Genomic DNA, 16,754 nt, shown 5'->3' on the forward strand with positions numbered 1-16,754 from the left:
GGTAGCTGTTTACCCACAATCCCTGTTGGCGGATCTGTGGATAACGTGTTTGCCTTTGTCTGCACCCCACGCCAATCAAGCCTTACAGCGCTGCGATCAAAAAACAACCAGCCTAAGTCACGGATTTTCAGGGCTTTTTCGCTTGGATAACTGAGCAAGTTGCCCCCAATCTCTGTTGGCGCTTCTGTGGATAAGATGTTCGCTATCCGCTGAGACCCATACAAACCGTGGCCTGCGAAGAATCGATCAAAAAACAATCAACTCAGCTGTTTCTACGCAAAACTCCCACGCAAACCCCCGATTTCACACAGCCTCCAACGCTTTTCCACAGCAAGGCCAAAGTTACCCCCGAACTCTGTTGGTGCTTCTGTGGATAACGTGTTCGCCATCCGCTACAGGTCATTAAAAACGTGGCTTCCAAGGATGTGATCAAAAAACAGCCAATGCCTCTCGCAAACCGTACTTCTGGATAAGTCACGATTTTTCTTCACAAATCAGCCCGTTATTTTCCGAGTCATCCACAGTTACCCCCATTTGCTGTGGGTGGCTATGTGGATAACTTGTTTGCCAAACCCTGCGAGCCCCGGCCCGTATAGTCCAAACAGCAATTGATCACATTTCATACAGTTCTAAGGCGTTGCCTTGACTTCGATTCCTGCGCTGTCTTCACTGCAATGGCACAAGGACAGCCGTCACTTATCCACATCTGGTTCTGGGAGAACGCATGATGGATAGCCAGCCGCACCGCCACCCGCCCTCGCCACGCAAGCGCACGCTCCGGCGCGCCGCCAATCAGCACGCTCGCCTGTAGCGCGCCAACCTGCCAGACCGCTGTGCTGTCGCCGGACTTGATCCGGTGGCCAGGTGCCCGTTCGCCCATTGATTGCAGGCAACCGCAGAGTTGCCCCATCTGCCTGATTAGAGGAACCATCTCATGACACGGATCGCAACGCCCATCAGCGAGATCAAGGAACACTACGATGTGATCGTTATCGGTTCAGGCTACGGCGGCGGCATTGCTGCCTCGCGCCTGTCCCGTGCCGGCAAACGGGTGTGCCTGCTTGAACGCGGTCGGGAAATCCAGCCCGGCGAATACCCCAACACCATGATCGCCGCTACCGAAGAACTGCAGGTGCACGACCCGGATGGCCATATCGGCTCGCGCACCGGGCTGTTCGACTTGCACGTCAACGCCCAGCAAAACGTCGTGGTCGGTTGCGGTCTCGGCGGCACCTCGCTGATCAACGCTAACGTTGCCCTTGAACCGGAACCGGGCGTATTCGATGACCCGCGCTGGCCGCAAGCGGTGCGTGAGCACCGCGACACGCTGCTCAAGGACGGGTATGCCCGCGCCAGGGAAATGCTCAAACCCAATCCTTACCCGAGCACTTCGCCGAATCTACCCAAACTTGACGCCAACAAGAAATCGGCGGATTACCTCAAGCAAGGCGCGCATTTCTACAAACCGCCGATCAACGTGACCTTCGACAAGCTGCCGAACAACCTCAACCACGTCGGTGTCGAGCAACTGCCGTGCAACCAGTGCGGCGACTGCGTTTCGGGCTGTAACAACAAGGCCAAGAACACCACGCTGATGAACTATCTGCCGGACGCGTGGAACCACGGCACGGAGATTTTCTGTCAGGCCGAAGTGCGGCACCTGGAGCGCGACGGTGATGGCTGGATCGTGCACTTTCAGTATCTGGACAGCGGCCGTGAGAAGTTCTCTGCGCCAACGTTGTTCGTGAAGGCCGATATTGTCGTGGTCTCCGCCGGCACCCTCGGCTCGACCGAAATCCTTCTGCGTACGCGCGACAAAGGCGTGGTGATGTCCGGCCAGCTTGGCGAGAACATGAGCGGCAATGGCGACATCCTCGGCTTCGGCCACAACTGCGAGCAGACCATCAACGGCATCGGTTTCGGCGCGCACCCGGCCAAGGAACTGCACCCGGTCGGTCCGTGCATCACCTCGGTGATCGACATGCGCACCGAAGGCGACTGGCGCAGCCGCATGGTCATCGAGGAAGGCTCGATCCCCGGTGCCCTCGGTCGGCCGATGGTGCCGGCGATGGCCGGGTTTGCCGAGATGATCGGCGTGGCCACGGATGACAGCTTCAGCGGCAAGGTGAAATACAAGGAGCGTGAAGCGGAAAGCTTCCTGCGCGGCCCGTATTACGGCGCACTTCACAACATGCAGACTTACCTGATCATGAGCCATGACAGCGGCCAGGGGCGGATGATCCTCGACAGCAAGGATCAACTGCGCATCGACTGGCCGGGCGTTGGCGAACAGGAGAACTTCAAACTCGGCAACGAGCGTCTGCAGCAGAGCACCAAGGCGTTGGGCGGGGTCTGGGTGGAGAATCCGATCTGGACCAGGCTGCTCAAGCACAGCATCGTTTCAGTCCACCCGCTGGGTGGTTGCGTGATGGGTGAAGACGCGGCGCAAGGCGTGGTCAATCACAAGGGTCAGGTGTTCAGCGGCGCCAGTGGCACCGATGTCTACGCTAACCTCTACGTGACTGACGGCGCGGTGATTCCGACGTCGCTGGCGGTCAATCCGCTGCTGACCATTTCCGCCGTCAGCGAGCGCAACATGGGCCTGCTCGCCGCCGACCGTGGTTGGCAGATCGATTACACGCTGCCGTCGGCCCCGCGCAAACCGGTGGCGCCGCCAACCCTTGGCGTGCAGTTCACCGAAACCATGAAGGGCTATTTCTCTCGCGCCTTCACCGCTGCGCAAAGTACCGACCTGAAAGTCTACGAAGCGGCGGCCAAACGCGGCGAGGCGGATAACTCGCCGATCGACTTTACCCTGACCATTACGGCCAACGACATGAACCGGATGATCAAGGAGCCGGAACACGCAGCGACCATTGTCGGTACGGTGAACGCCCCGGCACTGTCGCCACAACCGCTGACCGCCAGCAACGGTGTGTTCAACCTGTTCGAGCAATTCGAGCAGCAAGTCGATACGCGTCATATGAAGTACGACATGAAGCTGACCGCCGAGGACGGCAACGATTACTTCTTCAGCGCCTTCAAAACCGTGCCGGAAGACAACGGCGTGCTGAATATCTGGCACGACACCAGCACGCTCTACGTAACGCTGTATCGCGGGCCGGACAAGACTGGCGAGGTGATCGGCTCCGGGGTGATGCACATTCATCCAACCGATTTCGCCAAACAGATGACCACCATGAAAGTCCTCAATGCGCGTAACGAACGTGAGCGCATCGAAGGGCTGGCGCGGTTTGGCAAGTTCTTCGCCGGGATTCTCTGGGAAAGTTACGGCGGCGTATTTGCCGGCGATATCTACTTCAATCCGGATGCACCGCCACGCTTGAAACGGCCGTTGGATGCGCCGACGCCGGCAGTGCATTTCTTCCCCACCGAGGACGGTGTCGAGTTGCGTCTGACCCGCTATCAGGCCGGCAGCAAAGGCCCGGTGATGCTGGTGCATGGCTTGGGCGTGGGGTCGAACATCTTCTCCACCGATACCATTCAGACCAACCTGCTCGAATACCTGTGCAAGCACGACTATGACGTGTGGCTGCTGGATTTTCGCGTGAGCATTCTGTTGCCCGCGAGCAAGAAGGAATGGAACGGCGATCAGATTGCCCAGTACGACTTCAAGGCTGCTATCGCGCAAATCCAGCAAGAGACCAAAGCCAAAGACGTGCAGTGCGTGGTGCATTGCTACGGCGCGACAACATTCTTCATGTCGCTGCTCGCCGGTTTGCAGGGCGTGCGTTCGGTGGTCTGCTCGCAGATTGCCGCTGACACGGTGGTCGCGACCGCGACAGGTTTGAAGGCCGGGTTACACCTGCCGGGGATGCTCGATGCCATCGGCATCAAGTCGATGACCGCTTACGCCGACAGCAAGGAAAACTGGTTCAACAAACTCTACGACAAGGCCCTCAATGGTTACGCACGTATCGAGGCGCAGGGTTACTGCACCAACCCGGTGTGCCACCGCATCACCTTCATGTACGCCTCGCTGTATCGCCACGACACCCTCAACGAAACCTTGCACGACAACCTGCATGAGTTGTTCGGCGAGTCGAACATCGAAACCTTCGAACACCTGGCGCTGATCGTGCGCAAAGGGCATCTGGTGGATTTCAAAGGCAACGATGTGTACATGCCGCACTTTGACCGGCTGACCATGCCGATCTGTTTTATCAGTGGTGCCGACAACCAGTGCTATCTGCCGGAAAGCACTCTCAAGACCTACCAGCGTTTGTGCGACATGCACGGGCCAGAGCGTTACAGCCGACAAGTGGTGCCGGGCTACGGCCACATCGACTGCATGTTCGGCAAGAACGCGGTGGTCGATGTCTACCCGATCATCCTTGAACACCTGGAGAAAACTGCTCAGGCCTGACCCTCTCCTGTAGGAGCTGCCGCAGGCTGCGATCTTTTGATCTTGAAGGGCAAAAGATCGCAGCCTGCGGCAGCTCCTACAGGTGCGGTGTCGTGTTCGCAATTCAGACAAGGAAATGGATGACATGGACAGCTACATCCGCTGGTTTCAACGCTTCATCTGGATCGGCATTGCGATGAACATGGTGTTCGCCATCCCCGCGCTGTTCGCGCCGGGCTTGCTGACATCAGTGGTCGGGCTGCCGCCGCAACTCTCCGACCCTTGGCTGGAAAACGCCGGGATGCTGCTGGTCGGCATCAGCGTGTTTTACATGCCGTCGGGGTTCAACGCGCCACGCTACGTGGTGCATTCCTGGCTGTGTGTACTGACGCGGTTGATCGCCGTGGTGTTCTGGATCTACCTGATCAACACCAGCTCTCAAGGCTCGGTATTCGTGCCAATGCTGATGGGCGATTTGAGCTTCTTTCTGATCCTCGGCGTTCTGCTCTACCTCGGTACAACGCCGGAGAATCGCCCTTGGGCATTGCTTTGCGATGGCTGGCGCGAGTGGCGCGCGGCATGGCAGCGGCAGTGGCAGAGTCACGCCTTCAAGGTTGGCACGCTGATTGTCCTCGCGGTGCTCGGTTTCATCGGTTACGAGACCTGGTACCAGATGCTCCGCGTCGTCCCGGAACAGCAATACGCCTCCGATGAAGACCACTACAAGTACGCTGCCATCGGCCTCGGTATCGAAGCGCGCATCCCCTATTACCTGTTCGCCGTGCTGCCGCAGATGTGCCCGGAGAAAATGCCCAAACCCGGTGGCTGGGAAGTCTTCGGCTTCCTTTTTGAAAACGGCAAGGACCTGCCGATCGGCATGGCCAAGCGACAGATCGGCTACCCGACGGTCGAGCCGAATTGCGCGCTGTGCCACACCGGTTCCTACCGGGCCAATGCCAGCGACGTCGCCGTCAATGTCCCGAGCGCACCGGCCAACACCCTGCAACTGCAAGCGTTCCAGTGGTTCGCCTACGATTGCGCCAGCGATCCGAAATTCACCACCGACGCGGTGATGGCGGCGATCAACAGCAAGTTCCAGTTGGGCTTCTTCGAAAAACTCTACAACCGCTACCTGATCATGCCGATGGCGAAAAGCGCGCTGCTCAAGCAAAAACAGGCCTATGCCTGGCAGAAGCTGCGTCCACAACAAGGCCCGGGCCGCACCGACACCTTCAACCCGACGAAAATGGTGGTGTTCGGCTTCCCGGATGACTCGACCATCGGCACCGTCGATCTGCCGCAGGTGTGGAACCAGAAACCGCGCGAATCGATGTACCTGCACTGGGACGGCAATAACAACAAGATCCACGAACGCAACTACGCCGCCGCGATGGCCGTGGGCGCCACGCCGGAATCGGTGTTACCGCCGAGCTTCAATCGCGTGACCAACTGGCTGCTCGGGCACAAGGCACCGGTATGGCCGTGGGCGCTGGATCAAGCAAAAGTCGCGCAGGGCAAACCGATCTGGGAAGCGAACTGCGCGGCTTGCCATGACTTCGGTCGGGCCGACACCGGGCAGGTCACCACCAATATCGATCAGCTCGGCACCGATCCGCACCGGCTCGATTCGTTCACTACCGGTCTGGTGGCCGCGTTCCATTCCTTCAAGAAACCGCCGTTCGACTTCGGTGCCTATCGCAAGACCCAGAGCTACAGCAACACGCCCACCGACGGGGTCTGGCTGCGCGCGCCGTACCTGCACAACGGCTCGGTGCCGACCCTGTGGGACTTGTTGCAAGCGCCGGAAAAACGTCCGCAGACCTTCATCACCGGCTCCGACGTCTACGACCCGGTCAACGTCGGCTTCGTCACCAGCGGTGCTCAGGCCAAGGCCTCGGCGGACTTCAAATACGACACGCGTCTGGAGGGCAACCACAACACGGGTCACCTGTACGGCACGACGCTGTCGGACGACGACAAACGCGCGCTGATCGAATTCATGAAAACCCTGTGAACCCTTACGGAGAGAGGATTACGCCATGTCACTGGTCAGTCATTGGGAACACGAATACGACAAGGTCAAAGTGCGCATTCACGGCTTGTTCACGCGCATGGAAATGGCCTGGATGAAACTCATCAGCGAGCTGGAGCCGCAGGAGTTTCAGGCGATCATCAAGCTGTTGCAGCGCGGCCATGATCAGGCGCAGTACGTGCTGAAAAACGGCGAGTTGCCGGACGACGAGCCCGCGGTACCGTGGGAGTTGTCGCACGGCTTGTCGATTCTGCGCATCGGCAACGCCACGCCGCTGCCGCAGTCGCCCGATCAACTGGCGACCCGGGTGTTGAAGGATGGCACCCTGCTCGGTTGCCGCAAGTGGGAATTGCTCGATCTGTTGTGGAGCGAGGCGCTGCTGAAATGGATCGAAAACCTGCGCCATCACGCGACGTTCGGCACCGACCCTGCGGTGGTGCAAATGGACCGTGAGGTGACCCTGGCGATTGCCGGTGACTGGGGCACCGGGCCGTTCGACAGCCACGCACCGGCGGTGTCGGTGGCCAATCAGATGCAACTGGCTCAGGCCGATTTCACCATTCATCTGGGCGATGTGTATTACGCCGGCAGTCATTCCCAGGAAGACGTCGACATGGCCGGCTGGCCGATGGGGACGCACGGCTCGTTCACCCTCAACTCGAACCACGAGATGTACAGCGGCGCCCACGGCTATTTCAAGGAACTGGCCAAGCGTTTTCCCGGGCAGCAGGGCACCAGTTATTTTGCCTTGATCAACGACGACTGGCTGGTGGTCGGGCTGGATTCCGCCTACGCCTCGGACGCGATGAACCTGTACATGGACGGCACGTTGAACGAGCCGCAGATCGCGTGGATGAAAGGCCTGCCGAAACGCAAAAAAATCATGGTGCTCAGCCATCATCAGGGCTTCGATATTTCCGGTCACAACAAGACGGCGTTGTATCAACCGGTGTGCGATGCGCTGGGGCGTGAACCGGATTACTGGTATTGGGGGCATCTGCACAACGGCATCGTGTATGCGCAGCAGGGTGGTTTGCACGCGCGTTGTGCCGGGCACGGGGCGATTCCGTATGGCAATTCCAGTGAGCTGAACGGGCATTCGCGGGTGTTGTGGTCAGAGACGCAGGATGCCAACGATCCGGCGTATCCGCTGCGGGTGTTGAACGGGTACGCGAAAATCCGCTTGGTGGGGGAGGAGATTTTTGAGGAGTTTGTTGGTGAGGATGGATCGGTGAGGTGGTCATCGTACTGACTGATCGTTCCCACGCTCCGCGTGGGAATGCAGCCCGGGACGCTCTGCGTCCCAAAGGCCGAACGCGGAGCGTCCGTTGAGGCATTCCCACGCAGAGCGTGGGAACGATCAAGCAGAAGACATCAGCCTTGGACCGGTACGCCTTTGAGGTACGGCGCCGGCTCGGCGCCAAGGTTGCTCAGCAGGCGCTCGCTGTACCAATCAACGAAGTTGACCACGCCAAACTCATAAGTCTTGGAGTAAGGCCCGGGCTGGTAGGCGGTGGAGTTAATCCCGCGCTGGTTCTCCTCAGCCAGACGGCGGTCCTGATCGTTGGTCGCATCCCACACCTGGCGCATGCGTTCCACATCGTAATCCACACCCTCAACCGCATCCTTGTGCACGATCCACTTGGTGGTGACCATGGTTTCCTGCGCGCTGATCGGCCACACGGTGAAGACGATGATGTGATCGCCCATGCAGTGGTTCCACGAGTGCGGCAGGTGCAGGATGCGCATCGAACCCAGATCCGGATTCTTGATTCGGCCCATCAGTTTCGCGCAGCCCTGTTTGCCGTCGAGAGTCATCGATACGGTGCCCTTGAGCAGCGGCATGCGCACGATGCGGTTGCGCAGGCCGAAACTGGCGTGGGCATAAGGAATCTTCTCGGCTTCCCAGGCTGCGGCGGAGGCGGCGACGTGATCCTTGAACGCCTGATCGGCGCGCGGGTCGGTGACGTCGTCCCATTCCAGCAGGGTTTTCAACAACTCCGGGTGCGACGCGTTGCAGTGGTAGCACTCGCGATTGTTTTCCAGCACCAGTTTCCAGTTGGCCTTTTCCATCAAGGTGGTGGTGATCGCCACCTTGGTGTTCTCCATATCGTACGGTTCCATGTAATGGTTCAGCGTCGACAGGAAGTCATCGATGGCCGGCGGGTTCTCGGCCAGGCTGATGAAAATGTAACCGCCGGCGGTCTTCACGTTCACTGGTTTGAGGCCGTACTGCTTCATGTCGAAGTCGGCACCCATTTCGGTACCGGCGAACAGCAGGCGTCCGTCCAGCTCATAGGTCCACTGGTGGTAATGGCAGACCAGTTTGGCGACTTTGCCCTTTTCACTGGTGCACAGACGCGAGCCACGGTGGCGGCAGACGTTGTGGAACGCATGCACCACGCCTTCGGCGCCACGAATGACGATGATCGGGTTCTTGCCGATCTGCAGTGTCAGGTAATTACCTTTGGCCGGGATTTCGCAGGTCATGCCGGCGATCAACCACTCTTTCTGGAAGATCTCCTGCATGTCGATATCGAACAGCCGTTCATCGCTGTAGAACGGTTGTGGCAGCGAAAACGTCCGCTCGCGCTCCTGAAGCATTTGTGCGGTGGCCTTGCGTGCGGGTTCCAGCGGATCGCCCAGGCTGATTTTTGCGGTGACGTCCATCGATGTGATCCTCATGGCCATCTGCGTGGCCGGCGAAAAGTGGCTGATCAGGTGTGCTGTTAACGGTTGCTACGCAAGGTGTAAAGAATCTGTCTTGGTGTTGGGGCGAGTGTGGGGCCGGCGCAGGGCGGAACCTTATCCATGGGCGACATGGTGCAATCTGTTCCCGACGCGCAACCCCCGGTGGTTGGGGGCTGGTCGCGATAAGTATGCCGATGTCGCGGATAGGTAAACGGGCGGTTCGCGCTATACGCAGAATCGCCGACATGAGGCCGACAGTCGGCCGTGGAGAACAGCATGTCCAACAGCTTCCTGAATCCGGTCACCACCCAGACCTGGGCCAATGGCCGACACATCGTCCGTTGCGTCAAAGTCATCCAGGAAACCTGGGACGTGCGCACCTTCTGCTTTATGGCCGACCAGCCGATCCTGTTCTTCTTCAAGCCCGGGCAGTTCGTGACCCTGGAGCTGGAAATCGAAGGCCAGCCGATCATGCGCTCGTACACGATCTCCAGTTCGCCGTCGGTGCCGTACAGCTTTTCGGTGACGATCAAGCGCGTGCCGGGCGGCAAGGTCTCGAACTGGTTGCACGACACGCTTCACGAGGGGCAAGAGTTGGCGGTGCACGGGCCGGTCGGGCTGTTCAACGCCATCGATTTCCCGAGCCCTAAAGTGCTCTATCTCAGCGGCGGCGTGGGGATTACTCCATGCATGTCGATGGCGCGCTGGTTCTACGACACCAACGCCAACGTCGACATGACCTTTATCCACAGCGCACGCTCGCCGAAAGACATCATCTACCACCGCGAACTGGAGCACATGGCGTCGCGGATCGACAACTTCAGCCTGCATCTGATTTGTGAAAAGCACGGTTTGGGTGAGCCATGGGCCGGGTATCGCGGTTACCTGAACCACAAGATGCTTGAGCTGATGGTGCCGGACTTCCTCGAGCGCGAAGTGTTCTGCTGCGGCCCGACGCCGTACATGAATGCGGTCAAACGCCTGCTGGAAGTGGCCGGGTACGACATGTCGCGTTATCACGAGGAATCGTTCGGTGCTACGCCGCCGGAAGCGCGTGCTGATGCGGTGGAGCAGGCGGAGCAGGCAGCCGACGCGCCGGAAATTGATGCGGCGGATCTGCATCAGGTCGAATTCACCTCGTCAGGCAAGAGCATTCGGGTTGCCCCGGGTGAGACTGTGCACGCGGCGGCGGCCAAGCTGGGGTTGATGATTCCGAAGGCGTGCGGGATGGGGATTTGCGGAACGTGCAAGGTGCTGAAGCTGGGGGGCGAGGTGGAGATGGAGCACAACGGCGGGATTACCGAGGACGACGAGGCCGAAGGGTTTATTTTGTCGTGCTGCAGTGTGCCTAAAGGCGATGTGCGTATCGATTTCTGAGTGGGGCGAATTTTTGCGTACGGCTTACCCCTCACCCCAGCCTCTCCCGAGGGAGAGGGAGCCGATTTTTGGGCTTTTCAAAATGTGAGTTCGGCTCGGTATTTCACGTCGGCGTAACTCTGATAAACACTACGGTCAGTCCCCTCTCCCTCTGGGAGAGGGCTAGGGTGAGGGGCTTTTCAGTCGATAAACAAATCCGGCATCAACGCCGCGTCGCTTTCTCGATCAAAGCGATATTGACCGAACTCCGTCACACCGCTCTCCCGCAAAATTTCCTCATCAATCAACAACCGGCCGGTAATCTGCCGCCCGCGGCTATCCAGAATCACATGCGCCGCATCCGCCATGATCGCTGGCGTTCGCGCCTGCTTGAACGAGTCCCGATTCCCCAACTGAAACTCGATCGCCGCTGTAGCAATCATCGTCTGCGGCCACAACGAATTCACGCTGATCCCATAACCGGCAAATTCCTCACTCATCCCCAGCGTCAACATGCTCATGCCGTACTTGGTCACCGTATACGGGCTGAACTGCGCAAACCATTTGCTCGCCAGATTCAGCGGCGGCGACAGGTTGAGAATGTGCCCGGCGGATTTCTTCAGATAGGGCAGGGCGGCCTGGCTGCAGAGCAACACCGCGCGGGTGTTGATCTGGTGCATCAGGTCGAAACGCTTGAGTTCGATGTGCTGCACACCCGTGAGCTTGATCGCCCCGGCGTTGTTCACCAGCGCATCGATGCCGCCGAAATGTTCGTTGGTCTGGGCCAGCGCTTGGCGCACGGCGTCTTCATCACGCACGTCCACCTGCAATGCCAAGGCCTTGCCGCCCGCCGCTTCGACTTCCGCCGCGACGCTGTGGATGGTGCCGGGCAGTTTTGCGTGGGGTTCAGCGCTCTTCGCCGCGATGACGATATTGGCTCCGTCCCTCGCGGCCCGCAGCGCAATCTCACGGCCAATGCCACGGCTGGCGCCGGTGATGAACAGGGTTTTGCCTTGTAACGACATGCCGATGCTCCTGCTTATTGTTATGTGAGCGGAGGGCTCGACAGACAATGTAGACCAAGCAGATCAGGCAACACTTTCTCCGCCATGATCGTTCCCACGCTCTGCGTGGGAATGCAGCCCTTGACGCTCTGCGTCATAGCGGTGTTAAGCATGTTGACAGTGGTGAGACTGGAACGCGGAGCGTCCCGAGAGGCATTCCCCCGCGGAGCGTGGGAACGATCAGTGCGGTGGAGTCAGATCTGATCGTTCCTACTCTCTGCGGGGGAATGCAGCCCGGGACGCTCTGCGTCCCATTCAATACCAGTGCTGAACCTCGATCAGCCCCGGCATTCCCGCATAGTTCCTGGCACTCGAGTAACGCCAATGCTCCGGCAAGTCCACATACCCGCGTTTCACTGGGTTGTTGTGGATGTATTCAAGCTTCTGGCGCATGACCGATTCGTTATAAACCATCTCTGCGTGGGAGCCTTCCTGCCACAGCTGATACACGCGATCCTGCTTGTGTGCACGTTTGCTGAAGCGCAGCCGTTGCAGAGCCTTGTCAGCTCCTTTGCTTTGCAAGTCATCAATAATCTGTCGAGCAGTGAATGATTTGAACTGGCTGAGGCATTTGCTCAGGTCGGGTGCTTGGGCGACGAAGTGAAGATGGTTTTCCAGAATCACGTAGCCGTACAGCTTCAAGTCATTGTGGGCCTGTTGATATCGCCAGCAGTTGAGCAGGTGGTCGACGATGTATGGGCGGATGAACAGCGGTAACCATTCCATGATCGTGCAAGTCAGGAAATGCGGTTTGTCGGTTTCGGTAATGGTGTATCGGCTGCGACCCATGGGATTCTTCCTTGAATCTTGCGGTGCGACGGGAATGGAACGCGGAGCGTCCCGGGATGCGTTACCACGCAGAGCGTGGGAACGATCAGGGTGAGGCGTGTGGCATGTTCTCGCTAGAAGAGAAGTCTGGTCTTGCGGTGGGAAAAATCATTTTTGAGCACTGATCGTTCCCACGCTCAGCGTGGGAATGCAGCCCTCGACGCTCTGCGTCATAGCGGTGTTAAGCATGTCGACAGTGGTGAGGCTGGAACGCGGAGCGTCCCGGGAGGCGTCCCCACGCAGAGCGTGAGAACGATCATTTGCCAGGGAATCAGGCAGACATGACTTCGCGGATGTCGCGGGCCAGTTCGCGCACGCGGTCTTCTTCGGTGTCCCACGAGCACATGAAGCGCGCGCCGCCCTTGCCGATGAAGGTGTAGAAACGCCAGTTCTTCGCGGTCAGGGCGGCAATGGCCGGTTCCGACAATTGCAGGAACACGCCGTTGGCCTGCACCGGGAACATCAGTTCGACGCCCGGAATGTCGCTGACCAGTTCAGCCAGCAGCTGCGCGCAGTGGTTGGCGTGGCGGGCGTATTTAAGCCAGGCGTCGTTTTCGAGGATGCCGACCCACGGTGCCGAGAGGAAGCGCATTTTCGACGCCAACTGACCGGCCTGCTTGCAGCGGTAGTCGAAGTCTTCCGCCAGTTTGTGGTTGAAGAACAGGATGGCTTCACCCACGGCCATGCCGTTTTTCGTGCCGCCGAAGCACAGCACATCAACACCGGCCTTCCAGGTCAGGTCCGCCGGCGAGCAGCCGAGGAACGCGCAGGCGTTGGAGAAACGTGCGCCGTCCATGTGCAGGTGCAGGCCCAGTTCCTTGCACGTGGCGCTGATGGCGCGGACTTCTTCCGGGGTGTAGACGCTGCCGACTTCAGTGGCTTGAGTCAGCGTGACCACGCGCGGTTTCGGGTAGTGGATGTCCTGGCGCTTGAGGGCGACTTCGCGGATCGACTGCGGGGTGATCTTGCCGTTTTCAGTGCCGGCGATCAGCAGTTTCGAACCGTTGGAGAAGAATTCCGGGGCGCCGCATTCGTCGGTTTCGACGTGGGCGGTTTCCGAGCAGATCACGCTGTGGTAACTCTGGCACAGCGACGACAGGGCCAGCGAGTTGGCGGCGGTGCCGTTGAAGGCGAAGAACACTTCGCAGTCGGTTTCGAACAGTTTGCGGAAATGATCGGACGCGCGTGCGGTCCATTCATCGTCGCCATAAGCGCGTTGGTGGCCGTGGTTGGCCTGTTCCATCGCAGCCCAGGCTTCAGGGCAGATTCCGGAATAGTTGTCGCTGGCGAATTGTTGGCTCTTGTCGGTCATGGCCGGCTTCCGTGGTCGAGACTCTTGTGAAGGCTCGTGGTCAATGAGGGTGCGCACTTTACCGAAGATCTTCCGGGGAGCACACGGGATGTCACATTCAGGAAATTACCAGTTTGTAGGACGATTATGCACCTGAGCAAACGCGACGGCGCGCTGGATCTGCTCAAGTGGCTGGCGCTGCTGAGCATGTTGCTCGATCACCTGCGATATGTCGGTTTCTCCGCCGATTGGCTGTATGTGCCGGGGCGGCTGGCGTTTCCGTGGTTTTGTCTGGCGATGGCGGCGAATCTGGCGCGCGATGGGTCGCGGAGGATGGAGTGGCGGTATCTGGGGTGGTTGTTGCTGTTCAGTGCGGTGAGCGAGATTCCGTATCGGTTGTACATTCCGGAGCCGGATACGTTGAATGTGATGCCGACGCTGGCGCTGGGTTTGCTGGTGGCGCGGGGGTGGCAGGATCCCTCGATCATGTCGCGATTGCTGGGCGTTGCTGCGCTGGTGTTGGCCGCTGTTTTCCCGGAGCGACTGATGTTCGGGTTCTTCGGCGTTTTGCTGCCGCTGGTGATGCTGCTGGTATTTCGCCGTCCGTGGTACTTCAGTCTGTTGCCGGGATTGGTATGCCTCGCAGCGAATCAATGGCAAGTGCTTTACGACTCGGCACGGTTCGGTAGCAGCGTCGCGATCCTTGGCATTGCCATCTGTCTGTTCGCGCCAATGCTCGGATTGTTCCTGTTGCGACATGTGCGACATCTCCAGCCACCGCCAATGCGCCGCTGGGCTTACGCCCTCTATCCTGGGCATTTCCTCCTGCTGCTACTTATCCGTCAAATCACCGCTTAACCCTGTGGGAGCTGGCAAGCCAGCTCCCACAGGGTTCTCCAGTGTTTTCGAGATCGAGTCTGGAAAACGCATTTCCAGCCATGTCGTAAACGCACCTTTGCGTGGCGCGCGCAGGCATTTGAGCTGTCTGCACCGGTCATACCATCGGCATCAAAGGGCACTGCCTTCATTGCCAGTGCCTTACCGAGACGAATGGCGCACAGATGCCGCTGGGAGAGACGCGATGTTCAGCAAGCAAGACCAGATCCAGGGTTACGACGATGCACTGCTGGCGGCGATGAATGCCGAGGAGCAACGTCAGGAAGATCACATCGAGCTGATCGCGTCAGAGAACTACACCAGCAAACGCGTGATGGAAGCGCAAGGCAGCGGCCTGACCAACAAATACGCCGAAGGCTATCCGGGCAAGCGCTACTACGGCGGCTGCGAGCATGTGGATAAAGTCGAAGCGCTGGCCATCGAACGCGCCAAGCAACTGTTCGGCGCCGATTACGCCAACGTCCAGCCGCACTCCGGTTCCTCGGCCAACAGCGCTGTTTACCTGGCGCTGATCCAGCCGGGCGACACCATCCTCGGCATGAGCCTGGCCCATGGCGGTCACCTGACCCACGGCGCCAAAGTGTCGTCCTCGGGCAAGCTCTACAACGCCGTGCAGTACGGCATCAACACCGACACCGGGCTGATCGATTACGACGAAGTCGAACGTCTCGCCGTCGAATCCAAGCCGAAAATGATCGTCGCCGGTTTCTCCGCTTACTCGAAGACTCTGGATTTCCCGCGCTTCCGTCAGATCGCTGACAAGGTCGGCGCGCTGCTGTTTGTCGACATGGCCCACGTGGCCGGTCTGGTCGCTGCCGGTCTGTACCCGAACCCGCTGCCGTACGCTGACGTGGTCACCACCACCACGCACAAAACCCTGCGCGGTCCACGTGGCGGGCTGATCCTGGCCAAGTCCAACGAAGAGATCGAGAAGAAGCTCAACGCTGCCGTATTCCCCGGCGCTCAGGGCGGCCCGTTGATGCACGTCATCGCCGGTAAAGCCGTGTGCTTCAAGGAAGCGCTGGAACCAGGCTTCAAGGCGTATCAGCAACAAGTCATCGACAACGCTCAGGCGATGGCCAGCGTATTTATCAAACGTGGCTACGATGTAGTGTCCGGCGGCACCGACAACCATTTGTTCCTGGTCAGCCTGATCCGTCAGGGCCTGACCGGCAAAGACGCCGACGCCGCCCTCGGCCGCGCGCACATCACCGTCAACAAGAACGCCGTGCCGAACGACCCGCAATCGCCGTTCGTGACCTCGGGCCTGCGCATCGGCACCCCGGCCGTCACCACTCGCGGTTTCAAGGTGACCCAGTGCGAAGTGTTGGCTGGCTGGATCTGCGACATCCTCGACAACCTCGGCGATGCCGATGTCGAGGCCAATGTTGCCCAGCAAGTGTCGGCCCTGTGCGCAGACTTCCCGGTTTATCGCTGAGTGTTCTGGAGTAACTGACTATGCAACGCTATTCGGGCTTCGGCCTCTTCAAACACTCCCTCAGCCATCACGAAAACTGGCAGCGCATGTGGCGCACACCGACGCCGAAGAAGGTCTACGACGTGGTCATTGTCGGTGGCGGCGGGCACGGTCTGGCGACTGCCTATTACTTGGCGAAAGAACACGGCATCACCAACGTCGCCGTGGTCGAGAAGGGCTGGCTGGGCGGCGGTAACACCGCGCGCAACACCACCATCGTGCGTTCCAACTACCTGTGGGACGAGTCGGCGCACCTCTACGAACACGCGATGAAATTGTGGGAAGGCCTGTCGCAAGACCTGAAATACAACGTGATGTTCTCCCAGCGTGGCGTCTACAACCTGTGCCACACCCTGCAGGACATCCGTGATTCCGAGCGTCGGGTCAGCGCCAACCGCCTCAACGGCGTCGACGGTGAGCTGCTCAACGCCAAGCAAGTCGCTGACGAGATTCCGTACCTCGACTGCTCGAAAAACACCCGCTACCCAGTGATGGGCGCGACCGTTCAGCGTCGCGGCGGCGTCGCCCGTCACGATGCCGTGGCCTGGGGCTTTGCCCGTGCCGCTGACGCCTTGGGCGTGGACTTGATCCAGCAGACCGAAGTGATCGGTTTCCGCAAGGAAAACGGCGTGTGCATCGGCGTTGAAACCAACAAGGGTTTCATCGGCGCCAAGCGCGTCGGTGTGGTCACTGCCGGTAACTCCGGGCACATGGCCAAACTCGCCGGTTTCCGTCTGCCGATCGAATCCAAG

General features: G+C 59.4%; 10 protein-coding genes and 1 pseudogene. 7 read left to right on the plus strand and 4 right to left on the minus strand.

Annotation, left to right across the window (positions count from 1 at the left end; all coding sequences use genetic code 11):
• The first annotated feature begins 934 nt into the window (after window positions 1-934).
• The 3 genes from ACIF4X_RS11910 (at window position 935) to ACIF4X_RS11920 (ending at window position 7,650) form a co-directional block, all read left to right on the plus strand.
• Window positions 935-4,387, plus strand: coding sequence for an alpha/beta fold hydrolase (locus ACIF4X_RS11910; protein WP_397482273.1), 3,453 nt, complete (start codon window positions 935-937; stop codon window positions 4,385-4,387).
• Between the two features lie 124 nt (window positions 4,388-4,511).
• Entirely contained in the window at window positions 4,512-6,380 is a 1,869-nt protein-coding gene (locus tag ACIF4X_RS11915) for a hypothetical protein (RefSeq protein ID WP_397482274.1), read from the plus strand.
• A gap of 25 nt (window positions 6,381-6,405) precedes the next feature.
• Window positions 6,406-7,650, plus strand: coding sequence for a metallophosphoesterase family protein (locus tag ACIF4X_RS11920; protein WP_397482275.1), 1,245 nt, complete (start codon window positions 6,406-6,408; stop codon window positions 7,648-7,650).
• Between the two features lie 122 nt (window positions 7,651-7,772).
• Here ACIF4X_RS11920 and gbcA read toward each other — a convergent pair whose 3' ends face one another.
• Window positions 7,773-9,068 (minus strand): glycine-betaine demethylase subunit GbcA, encoded by a 1,296-nt coding sequence (gene gbcA, locus ACIF4X_RS11925; protein WP_064388154.1) that lies wholly within the window; start codon window positions 9,066-9,068, stop codon window positions 7,773-7,775.
• A gap of 297 nt (window positions 9,069-9,365) precedes the next feature.
• Here gbcA and gbcB point away from each other — a divergent pair, with 297 nt between their 5' ends.
• Window positions 9,366-10,466: a glycine-betaine demethylase subunit GbcB gene (gene gbcB / locus ACIF4X_RS11930; protein WP_007911227.1), complete on the plus strand. Its 1,101-nt coding sequence runs from the start codon at window positions 9,366-9,368 to the stop codon at window positions 10,464-10,466.
• Between the two features lie 179 nt (window positions 10,467-10,645).
• Here the strand turns inward: gbcB and ACIF4X_RS11935 are convergent, their stop codons facing one another.
• The 3 genes from ACIF4X_RS11935 to ACIF4X_RS11945 all read right to left on the minus strand — a co-directional run bounded on the left by ACIF4X_RS11935 (window position 10,646) and on the right by ACIF4X_RS11945 (window position 13,649).
• Complete coding sequence (locus ACIF4X_RS11935) at window positions 10,646-11,470, minus strand: SDR family oxidoreductase (protein WP_397482276.1); 825 nt, start codon at window positions 11,468-11,470, stop codon at window positions 10,646-10,648.
• A 294-nt stretch (window positions 11,471-11,764) separates the two neighbouring features.
• Window positions 11,765-12,298: an REP-associated tyrosine transposase gene (locus ACIF4X_RS11940; protein WP_397482277.1), complete on the minus strand. Its 534-nt coding sequence runs from the start codon at window positions 12,296-12,298 to the stop codon at window positions 11,765-11,767.
• A 310-nt stretch (window positions 12,299-12,608) separates the two neighbouring features.
• Window positions 12,609-13,649: a low specificity L-threonine aldolase gene (locus ACIF4X_RS11945; RefSeq protein WP_397482278.1), complete on the minus strand. Its 1,041-nt coding sequence runs from the start codon at window positions 13,647-13,649 to the stop codon at window positions 12,609-12,611.
• A gap of 126 nt (window positions 13,650-13,775) precedes the next feature.
• Here ACIF4X_RS11945 and ACIF4X_RS11950 point away from each other — a divergent pair, with 126 nt between their 5' ends.
• The 3 genes and pseudogenes from ACIF4X_RS11950 to ACIF4X_RS11960 all read left to right on the plus strand — a co-directional run.
• Window positions 13,776-14,486, plus strand: a complete 711-nt coding sequence (locus tag ACIF4X_RS11950; protein WP_397482279.1) for a TraX family protein — start codon at window positions 13,776-13,778, stop codon at window positions 14,484-14,486.
• Between the two features lie 223 nt (window positions 14,487-14,709).
• The gene (locus ACIF4X_RS11955) at window positions 14,710-15,963 is read left to right on the plus strand and encodes a serine hydroxymethyltransferase (protein ID WP_008086924.1); all 1,254 of its coding nucleotides are present in this window, start codon (window positions 14,710-14,712) and stop codon (window positions 15,961-15,963) included.
• Between the two features lie 86 nt (window positions 15,964-16,049).
• Window positions 16,050-16,754, plus strand: a pseudogene (locus ACIF4X_RS11960) (FAD-dependent oxidoreductase); the annotation flags it as partial.

The organism is Pseudomonas sp. NPDC085632 (genome assembly GCF_044541255.1).
Taxonomy (GTDB): Bacteria; Pseudomonadota; Gammaproteobacteria; order Pseudomonadales; family Pseudomonadaceae; genus Aquipseudomonas.